The sequence below is a fragment of the Novosphingobium kalidii genome (genome assembly GCF_040534015.1).
In the GTDB taxonomy this organism is placed as follows: Bacteria; Pseudomonadota; Alphaproteobacteria; order Sphingomonadales; family Sphingomonadaceae; genus Novosphingobium; species Novosphingobium kalidii.
Window position 1 is genome coordinate 1 of the sequence record NZ_JBEWLY010000012.1, and the last position, 21,531, is coordinate 21,531.

The window sequence follows — 21,531 nt, forward strand, 5'->3', positions numbered from 1 at the left end:
CCCCGCCGGCTCCGGTTTGCAACAAGGGTCCGTACATCGTGTTCTTCGACTGGGATAAGTCGGAAATCACGCCCGAGGCAGCTACGATCCTTGATAGCGCTGTCAGCGCTTACGGCAATTGCGCGAGCGTGCCGATCATGCTGGCCGGCTACACCGACCGTTCGGGTTCGGCGCAGTACAACCTTGGTCTTTCGGCTCGCCGTAATGACTCGGTTCGCGCTTACCTCACGAGCCGCGGCATCCCCGGTGCCACGATCTCGAGCGAAGCGTTCGGCGAAAACAACCCGCGCGTTCCGACCGCGGATGGCGTTCGCGAACTGCAGAACCGCCGTGTTGAGATCACTTACGGTCCAGGTTCGGGCATGTAAGCGAACCGGCAACGGTAGTGGATTAGGGGCCGGAGCAATCCGGCCCCTTTTCTTTTTTGCGGCGTCTGCCCAAGCCGTGCGAGCTTTCGAGACCGACGGGCGTGTGGTGGCAGCCGTTCTCGTTATGCGGCGTAAGCGGTACGGTCGATAACGCCTGCTTCTGCAAACCCCGCCTTGCGAAGTCTGCAGCTGTCACAAAGTCCGCAAGCCAGCCCTTCATCCGTGGGATCGTAGCAAGACCAGCTTAAAGCTGGGTCGAGACCAAGGCGCTCCGCCTCGGCCGCTATCTGCGCCTTGCTCATGAACTGAAGAGGAGCCTGGATCGCAAACGGCTTGCCCTCATCACCTGCTTTGGTGGCAAGCTCCGCAAGGCCCTGAAAGCCCGCGATGAACTCAGGACGACAATCCGGGTAGCCTGAATAATCCAGTGCGTTCACGCCGATAAATATATCTCGCGCGCCCAAGGCTTCAGCCCAAGCCAGCGTCAGGGAGAGAAATACGAGGTTCCGAGCCGGCACATAAGTGACCGGGATATCTGCTCCCGGTCCCTCTTTGGGCACAGCGATCTCGTCCGTAAGAGCAGAGCCACCGAACTGCCGCAGATCCAATGGCAGGATGATGTGCCGGACAGCATGCAGCCGCGCTGCAATTCTCCGCGCAGCATCTATCTCGCACCGATGGCGCTGGTTGTAGTCGATTGTAAGCGCATGAACTGCATAGCCGGCTTCACGAGCAAGCGCAGCGGCCACCATCGAATCGAGGCCGCCGGAAAGCAGGACCACAGCAGCGCGCCGAGGATTGTCTTGGTTGTTTGTCATAAGTCCGCTGTAAGGTGTGCGCCAGTCAGAGGAAAGGCACGGCGGACGTGTCCAAACTCAGTGAGAGCAATCCCCTAGGCGCCGGACCTCGGCATCAAAGGTGAAGGGCAGTCCCTTGGCGATCCCTTGGCTGTCGATCTGCCAAAGTCCGTCAGACTCACGTCGAATGTGGGTCCTGCCATAACCGCTGCCCCGGCAGGTATACTGCACCGTCACTTCATCCATCTTGTCTTCGATGACGGTGTGCGTGCAATTCTGTCCGGGGTGCCGCATCTGGATGAACCTCCGGGCGTCGCGGACGCAAATCCGCTGCAGCTCCACCGGCTCGCCGCGACTGCGCATTTCCCACTGCCCTGCTTGGAATCGGTTAAGCAAAGTGAGCGACTGCGCCTGTGCCACCATGGCAGCTGAACCGGCCACCATCATGCTCGCGGCGATACCTGTACATGTCAGTAGAAAACGGAATTTCATCGCTGAACGATCCTTCGGGTGACCTGATGCGGGCTAGAGCACCGGATCGCACGGGCGCGTATGGTCCGCCTTCCACACTCGTCCAAAGATGCACTGACGTCGCTGAACTGCAAAATTGCTTCGCGTCCGCTCAGACGCGGACAGGGATGACCTTTGAGCAAAACGCACAATCAACAGGGATGGTCCCGTCCTCGTCCCGCATATCCGCCCTCTGCTCTTCAGGAAACCGCGAGAGAAGAGACTGGTAATATTCGACGCTGCACCGGCAGCCGCGTGAAAGAGGAGCAAGCGGCTCCACCCGCACTTCCCGCTCTTCGTGAAACAGACGGATGAGCAGACCCTCCAGCGAAAGCTCCGGGTCGACGAGCTCTTCGTGGCGAGTACTTCCCGCCATGATCGCGACGTGCTCCCACTCGGGATGCTCGTCCTTCACGTGCAGGCGTTCACGCCCTTCTTCGCCTTCGGGAAAGTGCTGCACGAGCAAGCCGCCTGCGATGCAATGTGTTCCTTCGGTACGCACCGCTACTCGCAGCAGCGTAGGCACCTGCTCCGATCGCGCAAAGTATGCCTCGCACGTTTGCGTTAGAGAGTTACCTTCCAGCGCCACGACGCCCTGGTAGCGCTCACCGCTCGCACCGAGGTCGAAAGTAATGGCTAGATAGCCTTCGCCAAAAAGGCTCTCCAGCCGTGAACTCGTTGACGCCGCCTTGGCCATTTCGGGATCATGGCTGACATAGCCGCGCAGTTCACCCCGCAAGTAATCGCACACCAGCAGGTCCACCGGACCGCCTTGCGCCTGTGCCTGTAGCGTAAGTTGGCTGTCTTCTTCCTTCAGCAAGGATCCCATCAACGCTGTGAGCATTAGCGCTTCGGCCAGCAAGTGCTTGATCGCTGGGGGATAATTATGGGCAGACAGCACCGTCTCCAGCGCCGGTCCCAGACGCACTATTCGCCCGCGCGCGTGCCGGTCAGGGATAGTGAAGCCCAGCACGCGGTCGAAACCGGTGCGCTCCGAACGAACCGCGGGGTTATCTGCGCTCACAACTGTCCCATAGCCCATCGCAGTATCGACTTCTGCGCGTGAATGCGATTTTCCGCCTCGTCCCAGATGGCAGATTGCGGCCCGTCGATGACCTCGGCAGTGACTTCCTCGCCGCGGTGCGCCGGAAGGCAGTGAAGGAAGACGGCGCCCGGTGCGGCGAGCGCCATCAACTCCGCATCGACCTGGTACGGCTGCATCGCCTGGAGGTGCGCTTCGCCGCCTGCCTGGCCCATCGACACCCAAGTGTCGGTGACGACGACCTGCGCGCCGCGCACTGCTTCTTTCGCATCGCGTGTGAGGATGACGGAGCCGCCCGCCTCCTTCGCCGCAGCGGTGATCCCAGCATTCGGCTCGTAGTTTGCAGGCCCGCCGACGCGGACAGTGAACTTCATCAGCCCGGCGGCCTCGATCAGCGAGTTGGCGACGTTGTTGCCGTCGCCGAGCCAGGCGACCTGCAACCCCGGAAGAGCAAACCCGCGCTCGATCACCGTCAGCAGATCAGCCAGGATCTGACAGGGGTGTGACAAGTCCGTGAGACCGTTGATGACTGGCACTTGCGCGTAGTGCGCCAGTTCCTCGATCTTCGCGTGGTCGTCTGTGCGGATCATGATCGCATCCACCATCCGGCTCAGCACGCAGGCGGTATCGGCGACGGTCTCACCACGTCCGAGCTGGGTGCTGCCCGACTCCATGATCAGTGCACTGCCTCCGAGCTGGCGCATCGCCATATCGAAGGAAACTCGCGTGCGGGTTGAGTTCTTCTCAAAGATCATGGCGAGCACGCGGCCCGCCAACGGCGCATCGGCATCGGCCTGCCCTTTGGGCCAGCTGCGACGGGCAGCCTTTCTGTCGAGCGCATCCGCGATCATCGCGGCAATCGCCTCGCCACCCGCATCGGCTAGGCCGAGGAAGTGCCGCACGGTCATGCTGCTTCTGCCGGCTGGTAAGTCGCGGCCGCTGCAGACAGCTTCTCCATGAACTCATCCATGTGACTGTCGTCGATGACGAGCGGCGGCAGCACGCGAACAACGTTGTCGCCCGCGGAGACTGTCAGCAGACCGTGGTTGTCGCGCATATGCGCAACGAAGCCGCGGGGCTCGACCTTCATCTTTATGCCGATGAACAAGCCACGCCCACGAACAAGCTCAAAGAGACCGGGGTAGTTGCCAAGGAACTGCTCAATGCGCGCCCGCAGCCGATCGCCCTTCGCGCGGACATCGGCGAGAAACGCATCGTCGGCGATCACGTCGAGAACGGCATCAGCCGCGGCCATCGCCAGCGGATTGCCACCATAGGTGGAGCCGTGAGTGCCGAACACCATTCCTCGCGCCGCCTTTTCGGTAGCCAGGCATGCTCCAAGCGGGAACCCGCCGCCGATAGCCTTTGCCGTAGCCAGAATGTCTGGCTCGATGCCATACTGTTCGTAGGCATAGAACGTGCCGGCGCGACCGACACCGCTTTGCACTTCATCAAGGACCAGCATGAGGTCCTGCTCGTCGCAAAGCGCACGCAGCCCCTTCAGGAAAGCCTCATCAGCGACGCGAATACCGCCCTCACCTTGGATAGGCTCGACGAGGAAGCCTGCCGTGTGCGGCCCAACAGCGGCCTTGGCGGCATTCAGATCATTGAACTCGACGTAGCTAAAGCCAGGCAACAAGGGCAAGAACCCCTTGTGCATCTTGTCCTGGCTGGAGGCGCTGATCGTGGCCAGGGTACGGCCATGGAAGGCGTTGTTGAAAGTGATGAGTTCGTACCGCTCGGCATTGCCGGCATGCTGGTGATAGGCGCGGGCCGTTTTAATGGCACACTCTACCGCTTCGGCGCCCGAATTGGTGAAGAACACCGTGTCGGCGAACGTTCGGTCCACCAAGCGCTGTGCCACCCGCTCGCCCTGAGGACTGCCATAAAGGTTCGACACATGCATCAGCGTCGCAGCCTGCTTCTGAATTGCGGCGATCAGCCCCTCATGCGAGTGGCCGAGGGCGTTGACCGCGATGCCGCTCGCGAAGTCGAGAAAACGACGACCGTCTTCGCTGATCAGGTGGCAATGGTCTCCGCGCACGGGGCGAACGTCGCACCGAGGGTACACAGGCATCAGCGGCGTGATCGACATGGTCGTTGTTCCTGGAAAAGATCGAGGTTCATCGGGAATGGCAAACGACAAATGGCGGCCCTACCGGACCGCCATTTGCGCGCATTTAGACTGTCGCAGCCCCTCGGTCAAACAACCGAAGGCAGTGCCGGCAGTATCAACCCTGGCGCGGAACGAGGTTGACCGCCGAGTACTTGCCTCGTCGATCCACTTCGATGTCAAACTCGAGCTGGTCACCCTCATTGAGGCCTGACATCCCCGAGCGCTCTACCGCGCTGATGTGCACGAACGCGTCTGGCTGGCCATCGTCACGAGTGATGAAGCCGAAGCCCTTCATCGAATTGAAGAACTTGACCGTACCGGTAGCGCGATCACCCGTCAGCTGACGCTGCGGAGCCGGCTCGCGCTTTTCCACTGCGATTACGTCGCCGACGACCTGCAGGTCCGTCGCCGAAACCTTACCGCCGCGATCAACCAGCTGGAATTCGAGCTGCTGACCTTCGGCAAGGCCCTCAAGGCCGGCGCGTTCTACCGAGCTGATGTGGACGAACACGTCATCGCCACCTTCTTCGCGCTGAATGAAGCCGAAGCCCTTCGCCGCGTTGAAGAATTTGACCACACCCTTGCCCTGGCCGACAACCTGAGCGGGCATCCCGCCACCGCCGCCAAAGCCGCCGCTGCGAGGTGCGCCGCCGCCGAAACCGCCACTTCGGGGTGCGCCGCCGCCGAAACCGCCGCTGCGAGGTGCGCCGCCGCCACCGAAGCCGCCACCGCCACCGAAGCGATCACCGCCGCCGCCGCCGAAGCGGTCACCGCCGCCGCCGCCGCCACGATCCTGACCTGCAAAGAACGGATCGAAATCTTCCTCGCCGCCGAACCGATCGCGCTTGTCGCGACCCCTACCGCGACGTCCTCTGTCAAAACCCATCTCTACGAACGCACCTTCGCTCCGCCCCATAAGCACTTGCCCGGCCGCTTGGACGAATCGCGCCGGGCGTCAGGCAATGACTGGCATTCCACACAGCCCTTTCCTGCAGTTCCGAGTCTTATACGAATTCTGGCGAATTGGCGAATACAAATACGCGGTCTATCGCCCAAACGTGTCGGATTTCGGCACGTCTGTGCTAGAGGCAAGCCGCCAGGCCCCGCCCGGGGCGTTTCTCAGGAGCGAGTACAGCCATGTTTCGCCAACTTACCGACAGCGTCTACGCCAGTCCTCAGATCGACATCGCCGCCGTCGCCAAAGCACGGGAACTTGGCATTACCTTGATCGTCAACAATCGGCCCGAGGGCGAGAGCGACGATCAGGTTCCGGGATCGGACATCGCTGCGGCCGCCAATGCCGTGGGCATAGAATACGTAGCTATCCCTGTGTCGCACGCCGGCTTCGCTCAGAACCAGGTGGCAGCCATGGCGGACGCGCTCGACCGGGCAACCGGACCCGTCTTGGCGTACTGCCGCTCGGGCACTCGTTCCACGCTGTTATGGGCCTTGGCTCGCGCCAAAGCGGGTGAGGACCCGGCGCGCTTGGCCGAACAAGCGGCGGCCGCGGGATATGACGTGTCGGCGGTCCGTCAGGTGATGGATATGCTCGCCTCCGAACGCGGCTGAGCCAAGTTTCTTCGCGTGCGGACGAAAGGAGGGCCGGAGCAGCGGCTCCGGCCCTTTAAGGTTATGTTCGCAGGAGGAACAACGGAGGGCGGGGCGAATAGGAGGAGAGGAAAGAAGTACTCGCTCCCGCCAATCTCAATATTGTTAGTTGTAGGCGCGCTCGCCGTGTTCGCCGATGTCGAGACCGTCGTGCTCCACCTCGGGAGTGACCCGCAGACCGGTGACAGCCTTGGCGATGAACATGGCAATGACGGTGCCGACGACCGACAGGACTATGGTGGCAACAACCGCCAGGACCTGAGTCACGAGCTGGCCGCCGATCGAGAAGTCCTCTGCTCCTGGCCCACCCAGGGACGGAGCGCAGACGATGGCGGTGCCAATGGCGCCAACGATGCCGCCTACGCCGTGGATGCCGAAAGCGTCCAGCGAGTCGTCGTAGCCGAACGCGGGCTTGAGCTTCGAGACACAGAAGAAGCAGATGACCGAAGCAACGGCACCCAGAATGATGGCGCCGAACGGACCCGAGTTACCCGCCGCCGGAGTGACCGCGACCAGGCCGGCGATGACGCCCGAGCACCAGCCGAGTGCCGAACCCTTGTGGCCGCCCAGACGCTCAGCGAGCATCCAGAAGAGCGCGCCTGCAGCAGTTGCGACGAACGTGTTCATCATCGCGAGCGCAGCAGAGCCGTTCGCCTCAAGCGCCGAGCCGGCGTTGAAGCCGAACCAGCCCACCCACAGCAGGCCGGTGCCGACCATCGTGAGCGTCAGGGAGTGCGGAGGCATGGCCTCATGCGGGAAGCCACGCCGCTTGCCGAGGATTATTGCCGCAACCAGAGCCGATACGCCCGCATTGATGTGGACAACAGTACCGCCGGCAAAGTCGAGCGCACCCATCGCAAAGAACACGCCGCGCGCTTCCCAGACCATGTGCGCAATCGGATAGTAGACTATCAGCAGCCAAACGATCGCAAATACCATCACCGCCGAAAACTTCATGCGCTCCACGACCGATCCGAGAACCAGCGCGATGGTGATGGCCGAGAACGTCATCTGGAATGCGATAAAGATGTATTCCGAGATCACTTCATCAGTGAACGTCGCCGCAGTGGATTCCGGCGTCACACCAGCCAGGAAGAATTTGCCCCAGCTGATGAACTGGTTGCCTTCGGGACCGAAAGCGAGGCCGTAGCCGAACATTACCCACATGAGCATGGCGAGAGCTGTGACGCTGCCGATCTGGGTCATGGTCGACAGCATGTTCTTCGAGCGGGTCAGACCGCCGTAGAACAGTGCCAGCCCCGGAAGGATCATCAGGAGGACCAGCAGGGTGCAAGTCATCATCCAGGCATTGTTGCCCGGGTTCGGCACAGCGACAGCCACCGTTTCGGTGGTAGCGGCGGCAATCGGCGAGGCGGCTTCAACAGCCTCCTGCGCCCAAGCCGGCAGAGCGGCAAAGAGCGACGCGGCAAGAGTGCCGCCGCCGCAGATAAGCTTGCGGTTCATCATGAGTACCCCCTCAAAGCGCGGTATCGCCGGACTCGCCGGTGCGGATGCGCACGGCAGATGCGAGATCGAGAACGAAGACCTTGCCGTCGCCGATCGCTTCGGTGCTGGCGACCTGCTGGATCGTCTCGACGATCTTGGCGGCCATATCGTCCGAGGCCGCGACCTCGATCTTCACCTTGGGAAGCATGTTGGTCGAGTACTCGGCGCCCCGGTAGATCTCAGTCTGCCCCTTCTGCCGCCCGAAGCCCTTCACCTCGGACACGGTCATGCCGGCCACGCCGATAGCGCCCAGGGCTTCCCTGACCTCGTCGAGCTTGAACGGCTTGATGATGGCGATGATGAACTTCATGCCTATCCCCTGTTAGCCCCGGCGACATGCCGGTAGCCTCACAGAAGCAAGAGGCGTGCCAAATGATGTTCGGTCAGGAAAACAGCAGCTGCTGCTGCACCGCAGCGTGCGGGCTCAGCGCGCCTCGCCCGATTAGCGAGCAGGTTGCTTATTTTTTAGGCAGATCCAGATTGGCGAATACCGGAAGATGGTCGGAGCCTACAGCGGACAAAGCGCTACGGTGTACTCCGGTTCCCAGCACTTGGCATTCACGCGACACGATGATCCGATCGAGCGCGGCAACCGGCCGGCGCGACGGAAAGCTCCGGCCCGGCGCCAACACTTGCCAGCTCCCATCGAACTCGCGGAAGCAGCCGCCGTGAAGCGCCCACTCGTTCATGTCACCCATCAGCACCGTGGGCATTGGGTCAGAGCAGGCTGCCACGTGCGAGAGGACCGATCTCACCTGATGACGCCGGCGCAGACCTGACAGATCTAGATGCATTCCGATGACCCGCAGCAGATGCCCCTCGATCCGCAAATCTGCCCGGATCGCACCGCGCGGCTCAAGCACCGGGAGCGGGACCGGAGCCGCCTCGACCAGCTCGAAGTCACGTCGCACCAGCAGCGCGTTGCCGTGCCAGCCCAGGCTATCGGGTTTCATCGACAACGGGACCGGCCGATACCCCGTGTGCTCGTGAATCGCTTCGAGCGGCAGCACGCTCATCCGCCGGCCGTAACGGCGGTCGACTTCCTGCAGCGCCACCACGTCTGCATTCATCTCGCGCAGGATCGACAGGATGCGGTCGGAGTCCCGACGGCGATCCAGCCCGACGGCCTTACGGATGTTGTAGCTGGCGAAAGTAATCTGCACGGTCAGCCGCTGGCTATTTGAGGGACATGGGTGAGGAAGCGAGAATGCACTCGCAAGACCAACGGGTTACGTAAGTCCTCAGCTCCCTTCCCGGTTCCCTCAACGCTCCTTGGTGGCGCTGAAAGCAAGCTCGGGGTTCCGCTCCTGCTGGTAGTTCACGTCCCAGGCCGAGCGGGCCATGAACACCGGATCGCCATCACGGTCACGCGCCAGGTTCATCTTGTTGAAGTCGCCAAATGACCGGAGGGCCTGTTCGGGACCTTTCAGCCAACGCGCCGTGTCGAATGGGGCGGGCTCGAGCATGGCCTCAACCTTGTACTCGGCCTCCAAGCGCGAAATCAGCACTTCCAGCTGCAGCTGGCCGACCACGCCGACGATCCATTGCGAGCCGATCTCCGGGTAGAACACCTGGATCACGCCCTCTTCGGACAGATCGTCGAGCGCCTTGCGAAGCTGCTTGGTCTTCGTCGGGTCCTTCAAGGCTACGCGGCGCAGGATTTCGGGCGCGAAGTTGGGCAGCCCGGTAAAGCGCACGTCGTTCTTCTCGGAAAGCGTATCTCCAACCCGCAAGGTGCCGTGATTGGGGATGCCGATGATATCGCCGGGCTCGGCAATGTCGGCAATTTCGCGATCCTGCGCGAAGAAGAGGATCGGCGAGTGCACCGCGATCGGCTTGCCCAGTCCGGAGGGCGTCAGCTTCATGCCACGCTTGAACGTGCCCGAGACCAGCCGCATGAACGCGATGCGGTCGCGGTGCTGCGGATCCATGTTGGCCTGCACCTTGAAGATGAAGCCGGTGACCTCGTCGTGACCTGGCTCGATCGTGCCCTGCTCACTCGGCTGCGGCCGGGGCGGCGGCGCGTAGCGGGAGATGGCATCGATCAGTTCGGCAACGCCAAAGTTCTTGAGTGCGGAGCCAAAGTAGACCGGCGTCAGGTTGCCGGCCCGGTAGTCCTCGAGATTGAACTCAGGATAGCCGCCCTGCGCCAGTTCCATTTCGTCGGCGACTTCGACCGGCAGAGTCACGTCCTCGTCTACTTTGCCGAGGAACTCGCGGCTCGGCCCTTCCGGGCGGCTGACCTTCCCGGTCGCGATATCGTAGATGCCCTCGAACACGCCGCCCATGCCGACTGGCCATGACATCGGGCATACATCGAGCGCCAGCATGTCCGCCACCTCGTCCATCAGGTCGAAGCAGGCGCGGCCCTCGCGATCGACCTTGTTGATGAAGGTGATGATCGGTACCGAACGCAAGCGGCAGACTTCGAACAGCTTGCGGGTCTGCGGCTCGATACCCTTTGCAGCGTCGATCACCATGATGGCCGAGTCGACGGCGGTGAGCGTGCGGTAGGTGTCTTCCGAGAAGTCCTCGTGACCCGGGGTATCGAGCAAGTTGAAGGTAATACCCTCGCGCTCGAACGTCATGACCGAGCTGGTGACGGAAATGCCGCGCTGCTGCTCGATCTTCATCCAGTCGGACCGGGCGCGCCGCGCTGCGCCGCGGGCCTTTACTTGGCCGGCGAGATGGATCGCGCCGCCTTGCAGCAGCAGCTTCTCGGTGAGGGTCGTCTTGCCCGCGTCAGGGTGCGAGATGATGGCGAACGTACGCCGGCTATCGTGGGAACTCATAAGCGCGCCATACGAGCGCGGCGCCTCTCCCGCAACGTCAGCAGTTAGGCCGGAGCGATGAAGGCTACCTGATGACAGCCGCCATCGTCATGATGCCGGTTGGCTGACGGTCACGTCCATTCGGAACGTGCGCGCTTCGCCGCGCGCAAGGGAGATCACGCCAGGTTTGTCGCGGAAGTCGCACTCGAAGCCGACAGGATCGGCGATGCCTTGCCACGGCTCGATGCACAGAAACGCGGCACCCGGCTTCTGCCAGATTCCCAGCATGGGAGTGTCTGGAAAGGTGACCGTGATCGAGGCGGACGCGGGCGCCTCAAAGCGGACCGAACGGCTGGCAAGCTGATCCCAGATCAGCGCGTCCGGTTCAAACAGTGCGGCGTCAGGTGCAAGCTGGCTCCCTTCAACAGGCGACGGGAATGTGTCAGCCAGCAGTAAGCCGGTTTCGGGATCGATACGGCGGATCGGCTGCGGCTCGGCCGCCTCGAAGATCACGCGGTGATCCTCCTTGGCGCCACTGCCGGGCAAGGGCCAGGCGAAAGCGGGGTGGTAGCCGAAGCTGAACGGCAGCGGCTCGTCGCCCGTGTTGCTCACTTGCGCTTCCACATGCAGCGTCGACGCCTCTAAGCGAAACGTCACGTCGAGAACGAAGCTGAAGGGGTAGGACGCACGCGTTTCGGCATCGTCCGTCAATTGGAACTGCACGAAGTCCGGTCCGCTCGCCACCACATCAAAGCGCGAGTGTCGGGCGAAACCATGCTTGGGCAGCGCGTAGCTGTTCTCACCAAGCCGATAGCGCCCGTCCTTCAGCATGCCGACGATGGGAAACAGCAGCGGCGCATGACCGGTCCAGAACTCCGGGTCGGCATTGGTCATGTACTCGCGGCCTTGCCGGTCGGTGAGCGACCAGAGCTCGGCTCCGAGCGGATTGATGCGCGCGCTCAGGACATCGGATGCAAGAGAAACGAGTTCGGCCATGGCAGCCCTCCCTACCCGCGCAGCGTCGCGCCCAGCTTGGCGGCGGCAGCGGTCACCTTATCGGCAATCGTCTTCAGCTCCGCCTCGCCATAGCTCTTCTCGCCGGGCTGCAGCGTGACCTCGACGGCCAGCGACTTCTGCCCCTCCGGTACACCCGCACCCCGGAAATCGTCGAAGACGCGAGCCGCGACAATGTTCACCTTGTCCGCGCCCTGTACGGTGCGCACGAGGTCGCCCGCGGGGACGGTCGTCGGCACCAGGAAGGCAAAGTCGCGCATCACTGCCTGCAAAGCTGGCGGCGCATAAGAGCTCCGGGCGAACCCAGCGGCAGCCTTGCGCGGCGGAATCGCGTCCAGGAACAATTCGACCATCGCGACAGGGCCTTCGATATCGAACTGCTTCGCGGTCGCAGGATGCAACATTCCGAAGCGCGCCAGCACCGTCTTGGGGCCCAGCCGCAAGGTGGCGGACTGGCCGGGATGGAACTGAGGCCCGGCCTCTCCCATGACCTGCAGCTTGTCCACCGGTGCTCCGGCTTCCGCGAGCAGCGCCATCGCCTCGGCCTTGGCGTCGTAGGCATCGAAGCTGACCGCCTTGCCGGAGGACCAGCCGCGCAGCACCTTCTCACCCGCAAGCACGACACCCAGCGTCAGGCGCTCATCGCTGGCACCGGCCTTGCCACGCAAGTAGCGGCGCCCGACTTCGAACAGGCGCAGGCTCTTGGCGCCGCGATCGAGGTTGCGCCGCACCGCCGAGAGGAGGCCCGGCAGCAGCGAGGGGCGCATCGCCTTCATGTCCTCGCTGATGGGATTGGCTAGGGTCCAGAGCGGGCCGTCCTCAAAGGCTTCAGCCTCGGCCACCGGCAGGAATGACCAGGTCACCGCCTCGTTCAGACCACGCGCGGCTGCGGCGCGGCGGACGCGGCGCTCCAGCTTCTGCGCAGGCGTGGCGGTCGGCAGCGCCACACCTTCCGCACGCGGCAAGTAAACGCTCTCCACCGCATCCAGCCCGTGAATGCGCACCACTTCCTCGACGATATCCGGGGCGCCGTCGATGTCGGGGCGCCAACCGGGAACCGTGATGGCCCAGGCGCTCTCGAAATTAACCTCGTTCGCCACGATCTTGAAGCCGAGGCTCTCGAGGATGCTCTGCTGCCGCGCATGGGGAATGGCCACACCGCCCAGTCGCTCGGTCAAGGAGGGCTCGAAGTGCACGGTTCTGGGCATGGAAGGCGCTGCGCCCGCGCGGACTGCTTCCGAGGCCTCGCCGCCGCACAAGTGCTGGATCATGCCCGTGAGGTGCGCCAGGCCCATGTCGAGGAAGCCCGGATCAATGCCGCGCTCGAAGCGGCTGCGGGCGTCTGAAGTCAGGTTGAGCTTGCGGCCGGTGCGGGCAATCCGCTCTGGGTCGAAGTAGGCGATCTCGAGCAGGACGTCGGTCGTGTCGTCCTGGCAGCCGGAATGCTCACCGCCCATGATGCCCGCGATGTCGTGGACGCCTGCTTCATCCGCGATGACAGTCATTTCCGGGTCGAGCGTGTAGGTCTTGCCGTTAAGCGCCGTCACCTGCTCACCGTCGCGCGCACGGCGAGCGACGACTGCGCCGGTCAACCGAGCAAGGTCATAGGCGTGCGCGGGGCGTCCATACGAGAGCATCACGTAGTTCGTGGCATCGACAAGCGCCGAGATCGGCCGCTGACCTGCCGCATTCAGCGCCTCTTGCAGCCACTGCGGCGAGGGCCCGTTCTTCACGCCCCGAATGACACGGCCGTAGAATGCCGGGCAGCCATCAGGGTCCTCGGTTCGGATCTCGACCGGACACGGGAAGCTCTCCGCAATGGCGACGTCCGAAAGCGGGATCAGCGTGCCAGTGCCCTTGGCTGCCAGGTCGCGAGCGATGCCGTAGATGCCCATGCAGTCCGGGCGGTTCGGCGTGATCGCCACCTCGATCACCGGGTCCGATCCTCGGTAATCGGCAAAGGCGGTGCCCACCGGAGCATCTTCGGGCAGTTCGATGATGCCGTCGTGATCCTCGCCCAGCTCCAGCTCGCGAGTCGAGCACATCATGCCGTTCGATTCGACACCGCGGATCGCGGACTTCTTCAGCACCAGCCCGTTTGCCGGCACCGTCGCGCCCGGCAGTCCGAGCACGCCGACGAGGCCTGCGCGCGCATTCGGCGCACCGCACACCACTTGCAGCGGCTCACCCTCACCCGTGTCAACGCTGAGGACCTGCAGCTTGTCGGCGTCAGGATGGCGGGCAGCCGTCAGCACCTTCGCCACGCGGAAGCCGGCAAGCTTTGCGGACGGATCCTCTATGCCTTCGACTTCGATGCCGATGGCGTTCAGCGCATCGCTGATTTCTTCAACGGTCGCTTGCGTGTCGAGGTACTTGCGCAGCCAGGAGAGCGGAAATTTCATGTCTGTTCGCTCCTGATCAAGCCGCGGTGCCGACGCCGGCCGACAAAGTCGGCACGTCGAGCGCGGAGAAGCCGTAGTGTGAGAGCCAGCGCACATCGCCATCGAAGAAGGCGCGCAAGTCATCGATGCCGTACTTCAGCATGGCGAGGCGATCGACGCCGGTGCCAAAGGCGAAGCCCTGCCATTCGTCTGGATCGAGCCCAGCGGCCTCGATCACCTTGCGGTTGACCATGCCGCTGCCCAGCACTTCCATCCAGCCTTCGGAGCCGCCGACCACGCGCTTGCCGTTCACGAGCGTGTAGCCAACATCGACTTCCACCGAAGGCTCGGTGAAGGGGAAGTAGCTGGGACGCAGGCGCAGGACGATGTCGTCACGCTCGAAATAGGCCTTGAGGAAGGTCTCCAGCGTCCACTTCAGGTGACCGAGGTGGATGCCCTTGTCGATGACGAGGCCCTCGATCTGGTGGAACATCGGCGTGTGAGTGGCGTCGCTGTCGGAGCGGTAGACGCGGCCCGGCGCGATGACGCGCAAGGGCGCCCCGCGCTCCAGCATGGCGCGGATCTGCACGGGCGACGTGTGCGTGCGCAGCAGCATTTCGCGGCCCTGCTCGTCGCGATCGGGGAAATAGAATGTGTCATGCATCGCGCGCGCCGGATGGCTCTCGGGCATGTTGAGGGCGGTGAAGTTGTGCCAGTCGTCCTCGATCTCGGGTCCGGTCGCGACAGCGAACCCGAGATCGGCGAAGACTTCGGCGAGTTCGTCCATGACTTGCGAGATCGGGTGGACGGTGCCGCGCGGGGCCTCCGGCGCAGGAAGAGTCAGGTCGATGGTTTCGGACGCAAGTTGCTTTTCGAGCGCAGCATTCTCCAGCGCGGCCTTGCGGGTGGCGAGCGCTTCCGTAACACTCTCGCGCAAGGCGTGGATCTCCGGGCCTTCCACCTTGCGCTCGTCCGGGCTCATAGAACCGAGCGTCTTGAGCAGGCTGGAGATGCTGCCTTGCTTGCCAAGGAACGCCACACGCAAGCTCTCGAGAGTGTCGAGGTCATCTGCTGCGGCGATCCGCGTAAGCGCGTCCTGCCCGGTTGCTGCGTGGTCCACTGTCATCCGCCTGATTGGTTCTGTCGCGAGCCGCGGTCCTTAGCCCGGTGCGGCCGAATCGCAAATGGTGAGGGAAAAAGAGAAAGGGCGCGGGAAGCTATCGCCGCCCGCGCCCTTTCCTGTGTTTCGCTGCAGTGCGCGCTTACGCGGGAAGCGCGGCCTTGGCCTGAGCGATCACCGCGCTGAACACGCCGCCTTCGTTCATGGCGAGGTCCGCCATGGTCTTGCGGTCGAGTTCGATCCCGGCGAGCTTCACGCCGTGGATGAACTGCGAGTAGGTCAGGCCTTCGTTGCGGACGGCAGCGTTGATGCGCTGGATCCACAGCGCACGGAAGGTCCGCTTCTTAACCTTGCGGTCGCGGTACGCGTACTGGCCGGCCTTTTCGACGGCCTGACGCGCGACGCGGATGGTGTTCTTGCGACGACCCCGGTAGCCCTTGGCCTGGTCCAGAATCCGCTTGTGCTTGGCGCGGGTGGTTACACCCCTCTTGATACGGCTCATGTGCTAGCGCTCCTCAGTTCAGCCCGTAGGGCGCCCACTTCTTGATCGTCTTGGCATCGGCGTCGGAAATGACTTCGGTGCCGCGATTCTGGCGGATGTACTTGCCGTTATGGCTGATCAGGCGGTGGCGCTTGCCGGCAACGCCGTGCTTCACCTTGCCGGTGGCAGTGAGCTTGAAGCGCTTCTTCACGCCGCTCTTGGTCTTGAGCTTGGGCATTTTCGTCTCCTTGGTCGGGGACACGTTCGACCGGCCATGGCAGCCCTAGTTAGCCAGGCCAGCGCGCGAATCTCTTTGTGGAAGATCCAACCGTGCCGATTGAAGGGCGCGCGCTTAGCGACAACTGGGGGGAAACGCAAGGATCGAGTGCGGATCGAGCGAGCTTTAGCCGCACTGAACTTCAAACAAACGAAAGCGGCCCGCCGTCTTAATTGGACGAGCCGCTCACGTTACCCGCAACCGATTTACGTGAAGTTCGAGTGTCAGGCAGCTTCCGCCTGATCGTCGGGATCGCGCAGCACATAGCCGCGGCCCCAGACGGTCTCGATGTAGTTAGCTCCACCGCAGGCATGCGCGAGCTTCTTGCGCAGCTTGCAGATGAACACGTCGATGATCTTGAGCTCAGGTTCGTCCATGCCGCCGTAAAGGTGGTTCAGGAACATTTCCTTGGTCAGCGTCGTGCCCTTGCGCAGCGAGAGCAGCTCGAGCATCGCGTATTCCTTGCCGGTGAGGTGCACACGGGCGCTGTCGACCTCGACCGTCTTCGCGTCGAGGTTGACGATAAGCTTGCCGGTCTTGATGACTGACTGCGAATGGCCCTTGGAGCGGCGCACAACGGCGTGGATGCGCGCGATCAGCTCTTCACGGTGGAACGGCTTGGTGACGTAATCGTCAGCGCCGAAGCCGAAGCTGCGGACCTTGCTATCCATTTCGGAAATACCGGAGAGAATCAGCACCGGAGTCTGCACCTTTGCCACGCGCAGCTTCTTAAGCACGTCATAACCATGCATATCGGGGAGGTTCAGGTCGAGGAGGATAATATCGTAGTCGTACAGCTTGCCTAGATCGAGGCCTTCTTCGCCAAGGTCGGTAGAGTAGACGTTGAACCCTTCGGCCGTCAGCATGAGCTCGATGGCTCTCGCGGTGGTTGGCTCGTCCTCGATCAACAACACTCGCATCAGATTATCCTTTCACTGCCCCGAAGGATCACGGCCCGATGAGTCGCTGATCGGATGCTGCCGCGAATTAACCATAGGTCCTATGAACTTTAAAGGTTAATCCGCCGTAAATCCTTACCTGCGGCACCTACGCGATTCGATGCGAGGCTCGAGGCTCCTTTTAGCCTGCAGCGAGACTCGGCCGTTCCGGTACACGGCGGGCACCGGCAAATCTGCGGGCCAACTTCGGCTCGGTTCGGCGCAAGTAGCTCCAGACCCCGCACTGAACACCGATCACCATAAGGATGAACGGCTGGAAGGCGATGCCGACAAAGATCGAGCCGACCAGATAGACGATCTGCGCAAGCTGAAGCGCCGCCGCAAGGGGCGCCTGCCACTGTTCGTCAGCACCCGTACACTTACGCCAGCGCCGCCGCAGCACCTCCATCTGGGCAAGACCCAGAAACTGGATGGTGAGCCACAGCAACAAGCCGGGCACGCCTTGTTCGCCCAGCATTTCGAAGTAGCTGGAGTGGAACGCGCGGCTGCCGTCCTGAATGACCTGCTTGCTGACAATGGTCGTACTGCCCGCCGTCTCGGCTTGCACCGTCTCGATCTTCAGGTTGTTGGCAAGATACACGTCGAAGCCGCCGCCGAAGGGGTGCTCGCGCACATAGCCGAGCGTCCAGTTCCAAACGGCGAGCCTTGTGCTGGCGGATTGGTCGGACTTGTTGTTTTCGATCGTGCTCATCCGCGCCGTGTACGAATCGGGCAGGAACGGGACGGCCACCAGGGCGGCGCCTGCCATCAAACTGACGATCAGCAGGCGCCGCTTGGCGGTGCGCAGCATCAACAAAGCCAACACCATGAGGCAGACGAGGCCGGTACGGGCCTGCGTGCCAACTGGGATGAGTGCGCAGGCAAAGATCAGCGCCCCCGCAAAGCTCCACACGCGCCAGTCAGGAGGAAAGATCGTGCCGTGCCGGGCAAGCCAGAGGATCAGCGGTATGATCGCGATTGCGACGCAGCTGATGATCGAGCCTTCATAAAGCCCGGTGTTGTTGTCGACGAAGAAGCGCAGCGTGCCATAGCCGCCGCCGCCCGCCAGCGTCTTCACGGCGCCATCGATGATGATCGCGCTGGCGGACAATACCATGACAAGAACCACCGCTTCGATCCTCAATCGGGTTCGCAGCGTCAGAGGGAGGAACACGGCGAACACCAGCGCTTTCCAGACCCAGCCCCATTTCTCTGCTGCGGCCTCCGGGAAGTCAGCCGTCATCGTCGTGTAGCCGCAGTAAAGCAGCAAAAGCAGCAACAGCCCCTGCCGTAGGGTAAAGCGCGAGTCGCTTTTGTCGTCGAAGAACAGCCAGCCCGTGAATGCTGCCGCGAAGAAGATCAGCGACGTCGGAATGTGGGACAGGATGCCCCACGAGATGAGCTGCGGCGCAACGATGTCGACGTAGAGATAGGCCAGCACCCATAAGAACGGCCGCTTGCACCCAAGAGCGAGATAAAAGCCCAGGAACGCGGTCAGGCACAGGTCGATCATGGGCGCTCGCCCGGATTGCTGTCGAGCGGCGGCCTGCGCCGCGCCCCGAACGGCCGTCGCGGCTCCCCCTCCTGGTTGAGCTCGTCCCGCCCGAACAAGCGGATCGCAGCCAGCACCAGCAGGCCATGCGCGACAGACAGGGCGAAGATGTCGATCATCTCTTGCAGCTGCTACCGCAGCCGAGTTGACGCCGCGTTAAGCCTTACGCGCCTAAGAAAGGCACATGATACGGGCCCTGCATGTCCTCGACCACTCGCTGCCGATGCACAGCGGCTACACCTTCCGCACGCGCGCCATCCTCAAGGCACAGCAAAAGCTCGGCATGGATGTACGGGGGATCACCGGCCTGCGGCATACCCAGCGCGGTCTGGCAGCCGAGGAGGCGGATGGCCTGCTGTTTCATCGCACAACCGGCCAGGCGGCGGGGCCGAGCGGCCTACGCGAGTGGCGCGAGATCGGCATATTTGCGGACGCAATCGAGAAAGTCGTAACCGACTGGCAGCCTGACGTACTCCACGCGCACTCGCCGGCCTTGTGCGGGCAGGCAGCGCTTCGAGTGGCGCGGCGTCATCGTATTCCGCTGGTGTACGAAATTCGCGCTTTCTGGGAAGATGCGGCGGTAGGTAATGGTGCCACCAAAGCAGGCTCCTTGCGGTACCGGCTTACCCGCCAGCTCGAGAATCACGTGGTTGCGCAAGCTGACGCCGTCGTCACGATCTGTGAGGGAATGCGCGGCGATCTGATCGCCCGCGGCACGGCGCCAGAGAAGATCACTGTCGTTCCCAACGGCGTTGACCTCTCGCTGTTCGGCGCACCACCTCCACCCGATCTCACGCTGGCGCGCGAGTTGAACCTGCTGGGCGCAGGAGGAGAGCTCCAACCGGTAATCGGGTTCATCGGCAGCTTTTACGATTATGAAGGCCTCGACGTTCTGATCCAGGCAATGGAGCTGCTCGTACGCTACCATCCGGCAGCAAAGCTCTTGCTGGTTGGCGGCGGCCCTTGCGAAGACGCGCTTCGGCGGCAGGCTCAGGCCTCGCGAGCCCGCGATGCAATTCGTTTCGCGGGCCGTGTGCCGCACGATCACGTGGAGCGCTATTATGCCCTCACCGACATTCTTGCTTATCCGCGCAAGCACAGCCGGCTCACCGACCTCGTCACCCCCCTAAAACCTCTGGAGTCGATGGCGCAAGGCAAGCTTGTGTGTGCTTCGGACGTGGGTGGCCACCGCGAGCTGATACGGGACGGCGTCACCGGAAAACTGTTCACACCCGACGATCCGCAGGCATGCGCAGGCGCCCTTTCCTCTCTTCTCACGCACCGCGAGCAGTGGCCCGCGCTGCGCGAAGCCGGGCGTTTACACGTCCAGAACAGCCATGACTGGGCGTGCAATGCAAGCCGTTATGAACTTGTTTACCAAACCCTCTTAGGCCTTTTAACGCAATCGAGGCTGGGGGCAGCCGCATGATTCTTTTGCATCGCTGCCTGCGGGCGTGACGCTTAAATTGGGGTGAGATCTTGGCCGACAATACGCGCAGGAAACCGGCAGCCCGCCAGCCGATCACAAGCCATCCGCTATTTCCCGCCGTTGTCGTGCTTTGGTTCGGAGCCCTGTTCGGGCTGGTCAGCCTGGCTATTCACCCCACCCTGATCGAGCGGCTCGTTCACCTGACCACGATTGACCGCTTCATCCCGATGGCCGCCCCGCCGCTCGGCACGACCACGCGCATCCTGCTGGCACTCCTGATGACCACTCTGGGCTGCCTCATCGGTGCATTAATGGCTCGCGTATTTGGGACCCGCCGCCCCGCAGCGGGCGCCCGCCGCCGCCGGGCTGTAGCCGAAGCGGAGCCCGGAAGCCCGGTCACTTCGTTCGGCTCACGGTCGAGCGTCGAGGGCAAACAGGAGACCGAGGACCTGCTTCCCTCGCACAAAGTCCTTCAGCGGCAGCTCGCACCCGACACCAAAGATGGGGAAGTCGGGGGCAACGCTCCGCTGCGCGCCGGTCCGCAAGTCCTCAATGTGGCCGACCTTGGTCCCGAACTGGAATTCGACGGCGACGAGGACGTGTGGGCGTCTCCCTTCCGACGGTCGGAATCCGGTGTGTCACGACTCCTGGAACCAGAGGACGTCGTCGCCGGTGGCGAATCGGCCCATACTTCTGCGTCCGGCCACGGACCGCTTCAATTCCCCGGGGCAGATGATGCCTCCAAAGCGAAGCAATCGGAGGCCAAGCGCAACCGCTTGTTCGATGCATATGCCGGCGCCAAGAGAGTGCGTCCGGACCTGCAGACCAATACCGCCGAGGACAGCACGCCGGCGCCGGGCTTCGCCTCTTTGGTCCAGGATGCGCCAGATGTGGATTCAACGAGGGTGACCCCGGAGCCGGATACTCACGTGGACAAAGCGCGGCGAGCAGCGGCAATGCACGACGAAAGCAATCTGGCACGCTTCGACGACGGGGGCACGGATCCCACTACGCAATCGTCCAACGACTTTCGTCTGGCCACTCCTAGCACCGCAGCGGAGCGCATCGCCTCGGCGCCCCTTGAGGAACTATCCCACCTGGAACTGCTCGAACGCCTTGCGCTTGCGCTGGAACGGCGTCGCGCAGTCTATGCGCGGCTTGCAGCCGCTGCTCCTTATGCCGCCGCTCCGTTCGGGTTCGATGCGGCAGAGGAAGAGGACGACGAGAACGTGGATCAGCGCCCAGGCGGCGGCTATTCCTCGCTGCTCGACCTCTCCATGCGTATGGTTGCCCGTCCGCTCGTGCAGAGCGAGGGCCTCGATGGCACCGAGACGCCCGAGCCGGTAGTGATGTTCCCCGCACATCAGGTCACATGCGTGCCTGAAAGCAGAAGCCCTCTACATCCAGCTGCAGCTGCACCGCGCTCCTTTGACGCCCCTCGCGCATTGAACCAAGAGCCAGACGAGACGGAGCGCGCCTTGCAGGACGCTCTTGCCAAGCTGCAGCGGATGAGCGGAGCCGCCTGAAACTCGCCCGCCAGCTCCCGCTGCCCTTTGGGCAAGAAAACGCTTATCCTACCTACCCTTCTTTGCGGATCATGCGCGTAAAGAGGGCTTCTTGG

General features: G+C 62.9%; 22 protein-coding genes. 4 read left to right on the plus strand and 18 right to left on the minus strand.

Annotated elements, in window-relative coordinates:
* The coding region (locus ABVV53_RS06320; RefSeq protein WP_353983548.1) for an OmpA family protein at positions 1-368 on the plus strand (368 nt) is incomplete at its 5' end.
* Between the two features lie 122 nt (positions 369-490).
* Here ABVV53_RS06320 and queC read toward each other — a convergent pair.
* From queC to ABVV53_RS06350, 6 genes are all read right to left on the minus strand, one after another.
* Complete coding sequence (queC, locus tag ABVV53_RS06325) at positions 491-1,186, minus strand: 7-cyano-7-deazaguanine synthase QueC (RefSeq protein WP_353983549.1); 696 nt, start codon at positions 1,184-1,186, stop codon at positions 491-493.
* Positions 1,187-1,243: 57 nt separating this feature from the next.
* A complete protein-coding gene (locus ABVV53_RS06330; RefSeq protein WP_353983550.1) occupies positions 1,244-1,657 on the minus strand; it encodes a DUF3617 domain-containing protein in 414 nt (137 codons plus the stop codon).
* A 130-nt stretch (positions 1,658-1,787) separates the two neighbouring features.
* Positions 1,788-2,717 (minus strand): Hsp33 family molecular chaperone HslO, encoded by a 930-nt coding sequence (gene hslO, locus ABVV53_RS06335; RefSeq protein WP_353983551.1) that lies wholly within the window; start codon positions 2,715-2,717, stop codon positions 1,788-1,790.
* The gene (gene argF, locus ABVV53_RS06340) at positions 2,696-3,625 is read right to left on the minus strand and encodes an ornithine carbamoyltransferase (protein ID WP_353983552.1); all 930 of its coding nucleotides are present in this window, start codon (positions 3,623-3,625) and stop codon (positions 2,696-2,698) included. Before argF ends, hslO begins: the two co-directional genes overlap by 22 nt.
* Entirely contained in the window at positions 3,622-4,812 is a 1,191-nt protein-coding gene (locus tag ABVV53_RS06345; protein WP_353983553.1) for an aspartate aminotransferase family protein, read from the minus strand. Before ABVV53_RS06345 ends, argF begins: the two co-directional genes overlap by 4 nt.
* A 136-nt stretch (positions 4,813-4,948) precedes the next feature.
* Positions 4,949-5,719, minus strand: a complete 771-nt coding sequence (locus ABVV53_RS06350; RefSeq protein ID WP_353983554.1) for a cold-shock protein — start codon at positions 5,717-5,719, stop codon at positions 4,949-4,951.
* A gap of 251 nt (positions 5,720-5,970) precedes the next feature.
* Between ABVV53_RS06350 and ABVV53_RS06355 the strand changes: the two genes are divergently transcribed.
* Complete coding sequence (locus ABVV53_RS06355) at positions 5,971-6,402, plus strand: protein tyrosine phosphatase family protein (protein WP_353983555.1); 432 nt, start codon at positions 5,971-5,973, stop codon at positions 6,400-6,402.
* Positions 6,403-6,546: 144 nt separating this feature from the next.
* Here the strand turns inward: ABVV53_RS06355 and ABVV53_RS06360 are convergent, their stop codons facing one another.
* The 12 genes from ABVV53_RS06360 to ABVV53_RS06415 all read right to left on the minus strand — a co-directional run bounded on the left by ABVV53_RS06360 (position 6,547) and on the right by ABVV53_RS06415 (position 18,600).
* Positions 6,547-7,905 (minus strand): ammonium transporter, encoded by a 1,359-nt coding sequence (locus ABVV53_RS06360; protein ID WP_353983556.1) that lies wholly within the window; start codon positions 7,903-7,905, stop codon positions 6,547-6,549.
* 13 nt (positions 7,906-7,918) lie between these two features.
* Positions 7,919-8,257 (minus strand): P-II family nitrogen regulator, encoded by a 339-nt coding sequence (locus tag ABVV53_RS06365; protein ID WP_353983557.1) that lies wholly within the window; start codon positions 8,255-8,257, stop codon positions 7,919-7,921.
* A gap of 148 nt (positions 8,258-8,405) precedes the next feature.
* A complete protein-coding gene (locus ABVV53_RS06370; RefSeq protein WP_353983558.1) occupies positions 8,406-9,110 on the minus strand; it encodes an endonuclease/exonuclease/phosphatase family protein in 705 nt (234 codons plus the stop codon).
* Positions 9,111-9,209: 99 nt separating this feature from the next.
* Positions 9,210-10,739, minus strand: a complete 1,530-nt coding sequence (locus ABVV53_RS06375) for a peptide chain release factor 3 (protein ID WP_353983559.1) — start codon at positions 10,737-10,739, stop codon at positions 9,210-9,212.
* 87 nt (positions 10,740-10,826) lie between these two features.
* The gene (locus ABVV53_RS06380; RefSeq protein ID WP_353983560.1) at positions 10,827-11,714 is read right to left on the minus strand and encodes an aldose 1-epimerase family protein; all 888 of its coding nucleotides are present in this window, start codon (positions 11,712-11,714) and stop codon (positions 10,827-10,829) included.
* Between the two features lie 11 nt (positions 11,715-11,725).
* A complete protein-coding gene (gene pheT / locus ABVV53_RS06385; protein WP_353983561.1) occupies positions 11,726-14,134 on the minus strand; it encodes a phenylalanine--tRNA ligase subunit beta in 2,409 nt (802 codons plus the stop codon).
* Positions 14,135-14,150: 16 nt separating this feature from the next.
* Positions 14,151-15,233, minus strand: coding sequence for a phenylalanine--tRNA ligase subunit alpha (gene pheS, locus ABVV53_RS06390; RefSeq protein ID WP_353983562.1), 1,083 nt, complete (start codon positions 15,231-15,233; stop codon positions 14,151-14,153).
* Positions 15,234-15,375: 142 nt separating this feature from the next.
* On the minus strand, positions 15,376-15,735 hold the full coding sequence (rplT, locus tag ABVV53_RS06395; RefSeq protein WP_353983563.1) for a 50S ribosomal protein L20: 360 nt from the start codon (positions 15,733-15,735) through the stop codon (positions 15,376-15,378).
* Positions 15,736-15,748: 13 nt separating this feature from the next.
* A complete protein-coding gene (rpmI, locus tag ABVV53_RS06400; RefSeq protein ID WP_007012839.1) occupies positions 15,749-15,952 on the minus strand; it encodes a 50S ribosomal protein L35 in 204 nt (67 codons plus the stop codon).
* Positions 15,953-16,215: 263 nt separating this feature from the next.
* Complete coding sequence (ctrA, locus tag ABVV53_RS06405) at positions 16,216-16,911, minus strand: response regulator transcription factor CtrA (RefSeq protein WP_353983564.1); 696 nt, start codon at positions 16,909-16,911, stop codon at positions 16,216-16,218.
* Between the two features lie 160 nt (positions 16,912-17,071).
* Positions 17,072-18,442, minus strand: coding sequence for a DUF5935 domain-containing protein (locus tag ABVV53_RS06410; protein ID WP_353983565.1), 1,371 nt, complete (start codon positions 18,440-18,442; stop codon positions 17,072-17,074).
* A complete protein-coding gene (locus ABVV53_RS06415) occupies positions 18,439-18,600 on the minus strand; it encodes a hypothetical protein (RefSeq protein WP_353983566.1) in 162 nt (53 codons plus the stop codon). Before ABVV53_RS06415 ends, ABVV53_RS06410 begins: the two co-directional genes overlap by 4 nt.
* 65 nt (positions 18,601-18,665) lie before the next feature.
* On the opposite strand from ABVV53_RS06415, the gene ABVV53_RS06420 reads away from it, so the two are divergent.
* Complete coding sequence (locus ABVV53_RS06420) at positions 18,666-19,910, plus strand: TIGR04063 family PEP-CTERM/XrtA system glycosyltransferase (protein WP_353983567.1); 1,245 nt, start codon at positions 18,666-18,668, stop codon at positions 19,908-19,910.
* 50 nt (positions 19,911-19,960) lie between these two features.
* Complete coding sequence (locus ABVV53_RS06425; protein ID WP_353983568.1) at positions 19,961-21,436, plus strand: hypothetical protein; 1,476 nt, start codon at positions 19,961-19,963, stop codon at positions 21,434-21,436.
* The last annotated feature ends 95 nt before the right edge of the window (positions 21,437-21,531 follow it).

What these genes read in the sequence shown, in the direction of transcription:
- queC (WP_353983549.1), bottom strand. Translation starts at nt 1,186, where the DNA reads ATGACAAACAACCAAGACAATCCTCGGCGCGCTGCTGTGGTCCTGCTT.
- ABVV53_RS06330 (WP_353983550.1), bottom strand. Translation starts at nt 1,657, where the DNA reads ATGAAATTCCGTTTTCTACTGACATGTACAGGTATCGCCGCGAGCATG.
- hslO (WP_353983551.1), bottom strand. Translation starts at nt 2,717, where the DNA reads ATGGGCTATGGGACAGTTGTGAGCGCAGATAACCCCGCGGTTCGTTCG.
- argF (WP_353983552.1), bottom strand. Translation starts at nt 3,625, where the DNA reads ATGACCGTGCGGCACTTCCTCGGCCTAGCCGATGCGGGTGGCGAGGCG.
- ABVV53_RS06345 (WP_353983553.1), bottom strand. Translation starts at nt 4,812, where the DNA reads ATGTCGATCACGCCGCTGATGCCTGTGTACCCTCGGTGCGACGTTCGC.
- ABVV53_RS06350 (WP_353983554.1), bottom strand. Translation starts at nt 5,719, where the DNA reads ATGGGTTTTGACAGAGGACGTCGCGGTAGGGGTCGCGACAAGCGCGAT.
- ABVV53_RS06355 (WP_353983555.1), top strand. Translation starts at nt 5,971, where the DNA reads ATGTTTCGCCAACTTACCGACAGCGTCTACGCCAGTCCTCAGATCGAC.
- ABVV53_RS06360 (WP_353983556.1), bottom strand. Translation starts at nt 7,905, where the DNA reads ATGAACCGCAAGCTTATCTGCGGCGGCGGCACTCTTGCCGCGTCGCTC.
- ABVV53_RS06365 (WP_353983557.1), bottom strand. Translation starts at nt 8,257, where the DNA reads ATGAAGTTCATCATCGCCATCATCAAGCCGTTCAAGCTCGACGAGGTC.
- ABVV53_RS06375 (WP_353983559.1), bottom strand. Translation starts at nt 10,739, where the DNA reads ATGAGTTCCCACGATAGCCGGCGTACGTTCGCCATCATCTCGCACCCT.
- ABVV53_RS06380 (WP_353983560.1), bottom strand. Translation starts at nt 11,714, where the DNA reads ATGGCCGAACTCGTTTCTCTTGCATCCGATGTCCTGAGCGCGCGCATC.
- pheT (WP_353983561.1), bottom strand. Translation starts at nt 14,134, where the DNA reads ATGAAATTTCCGCTCTCCTGGCTGCGCAAGTACCTCGACACGCAAGCG.
- rplT (WP_353983563.1), bottom strand. Translation starts at nt 15,735, where the DNA reads ATGAGCCGTATCAAGAGGGGTGTAACCACCCGCGCCAAGCACAAGCGG.
- rpmI (WP_007012839.1), bottom strand. Translation starts at nt 15,952, where the DNA reads ATGCCCAAGCTCAAGACCAAGAGCGGCGTGAAGAAGCGCTTCAAGCTC.
- ctrA (WP_353983564.1), bottom strand. Translation starts at nt 16,911, where the DNA reads ATGCGAGTGTTGTTGATCGAGGACGAGCCAACCACCGCGAGAGCCATC.
- ABVV53_RS06410 (WP_353983565.1), bottom strand. Translation starts at nt 18,442, where the DNA reads ATGATCGACCTGTGCCTGACCGCGTTCCTGGGCTTTTATCTCGCTCTT.
- ABVV53_RS06415 (WP_353983566.1), bottom strand. Translation starts at nt 18,600, where the DNA reads ATGATCGACATCTTCGCCCTGTCTGTCGCGCATGGCCTGCTGGTGCTG.
- ABVV53_RS06420 (WP_353983567.1), top strand. Translation starts at nt 18,666, where the DNA reads ATGATACGGGCCCTGCATGTCCTCGACCACTCGCTGCCGATGCACAGC.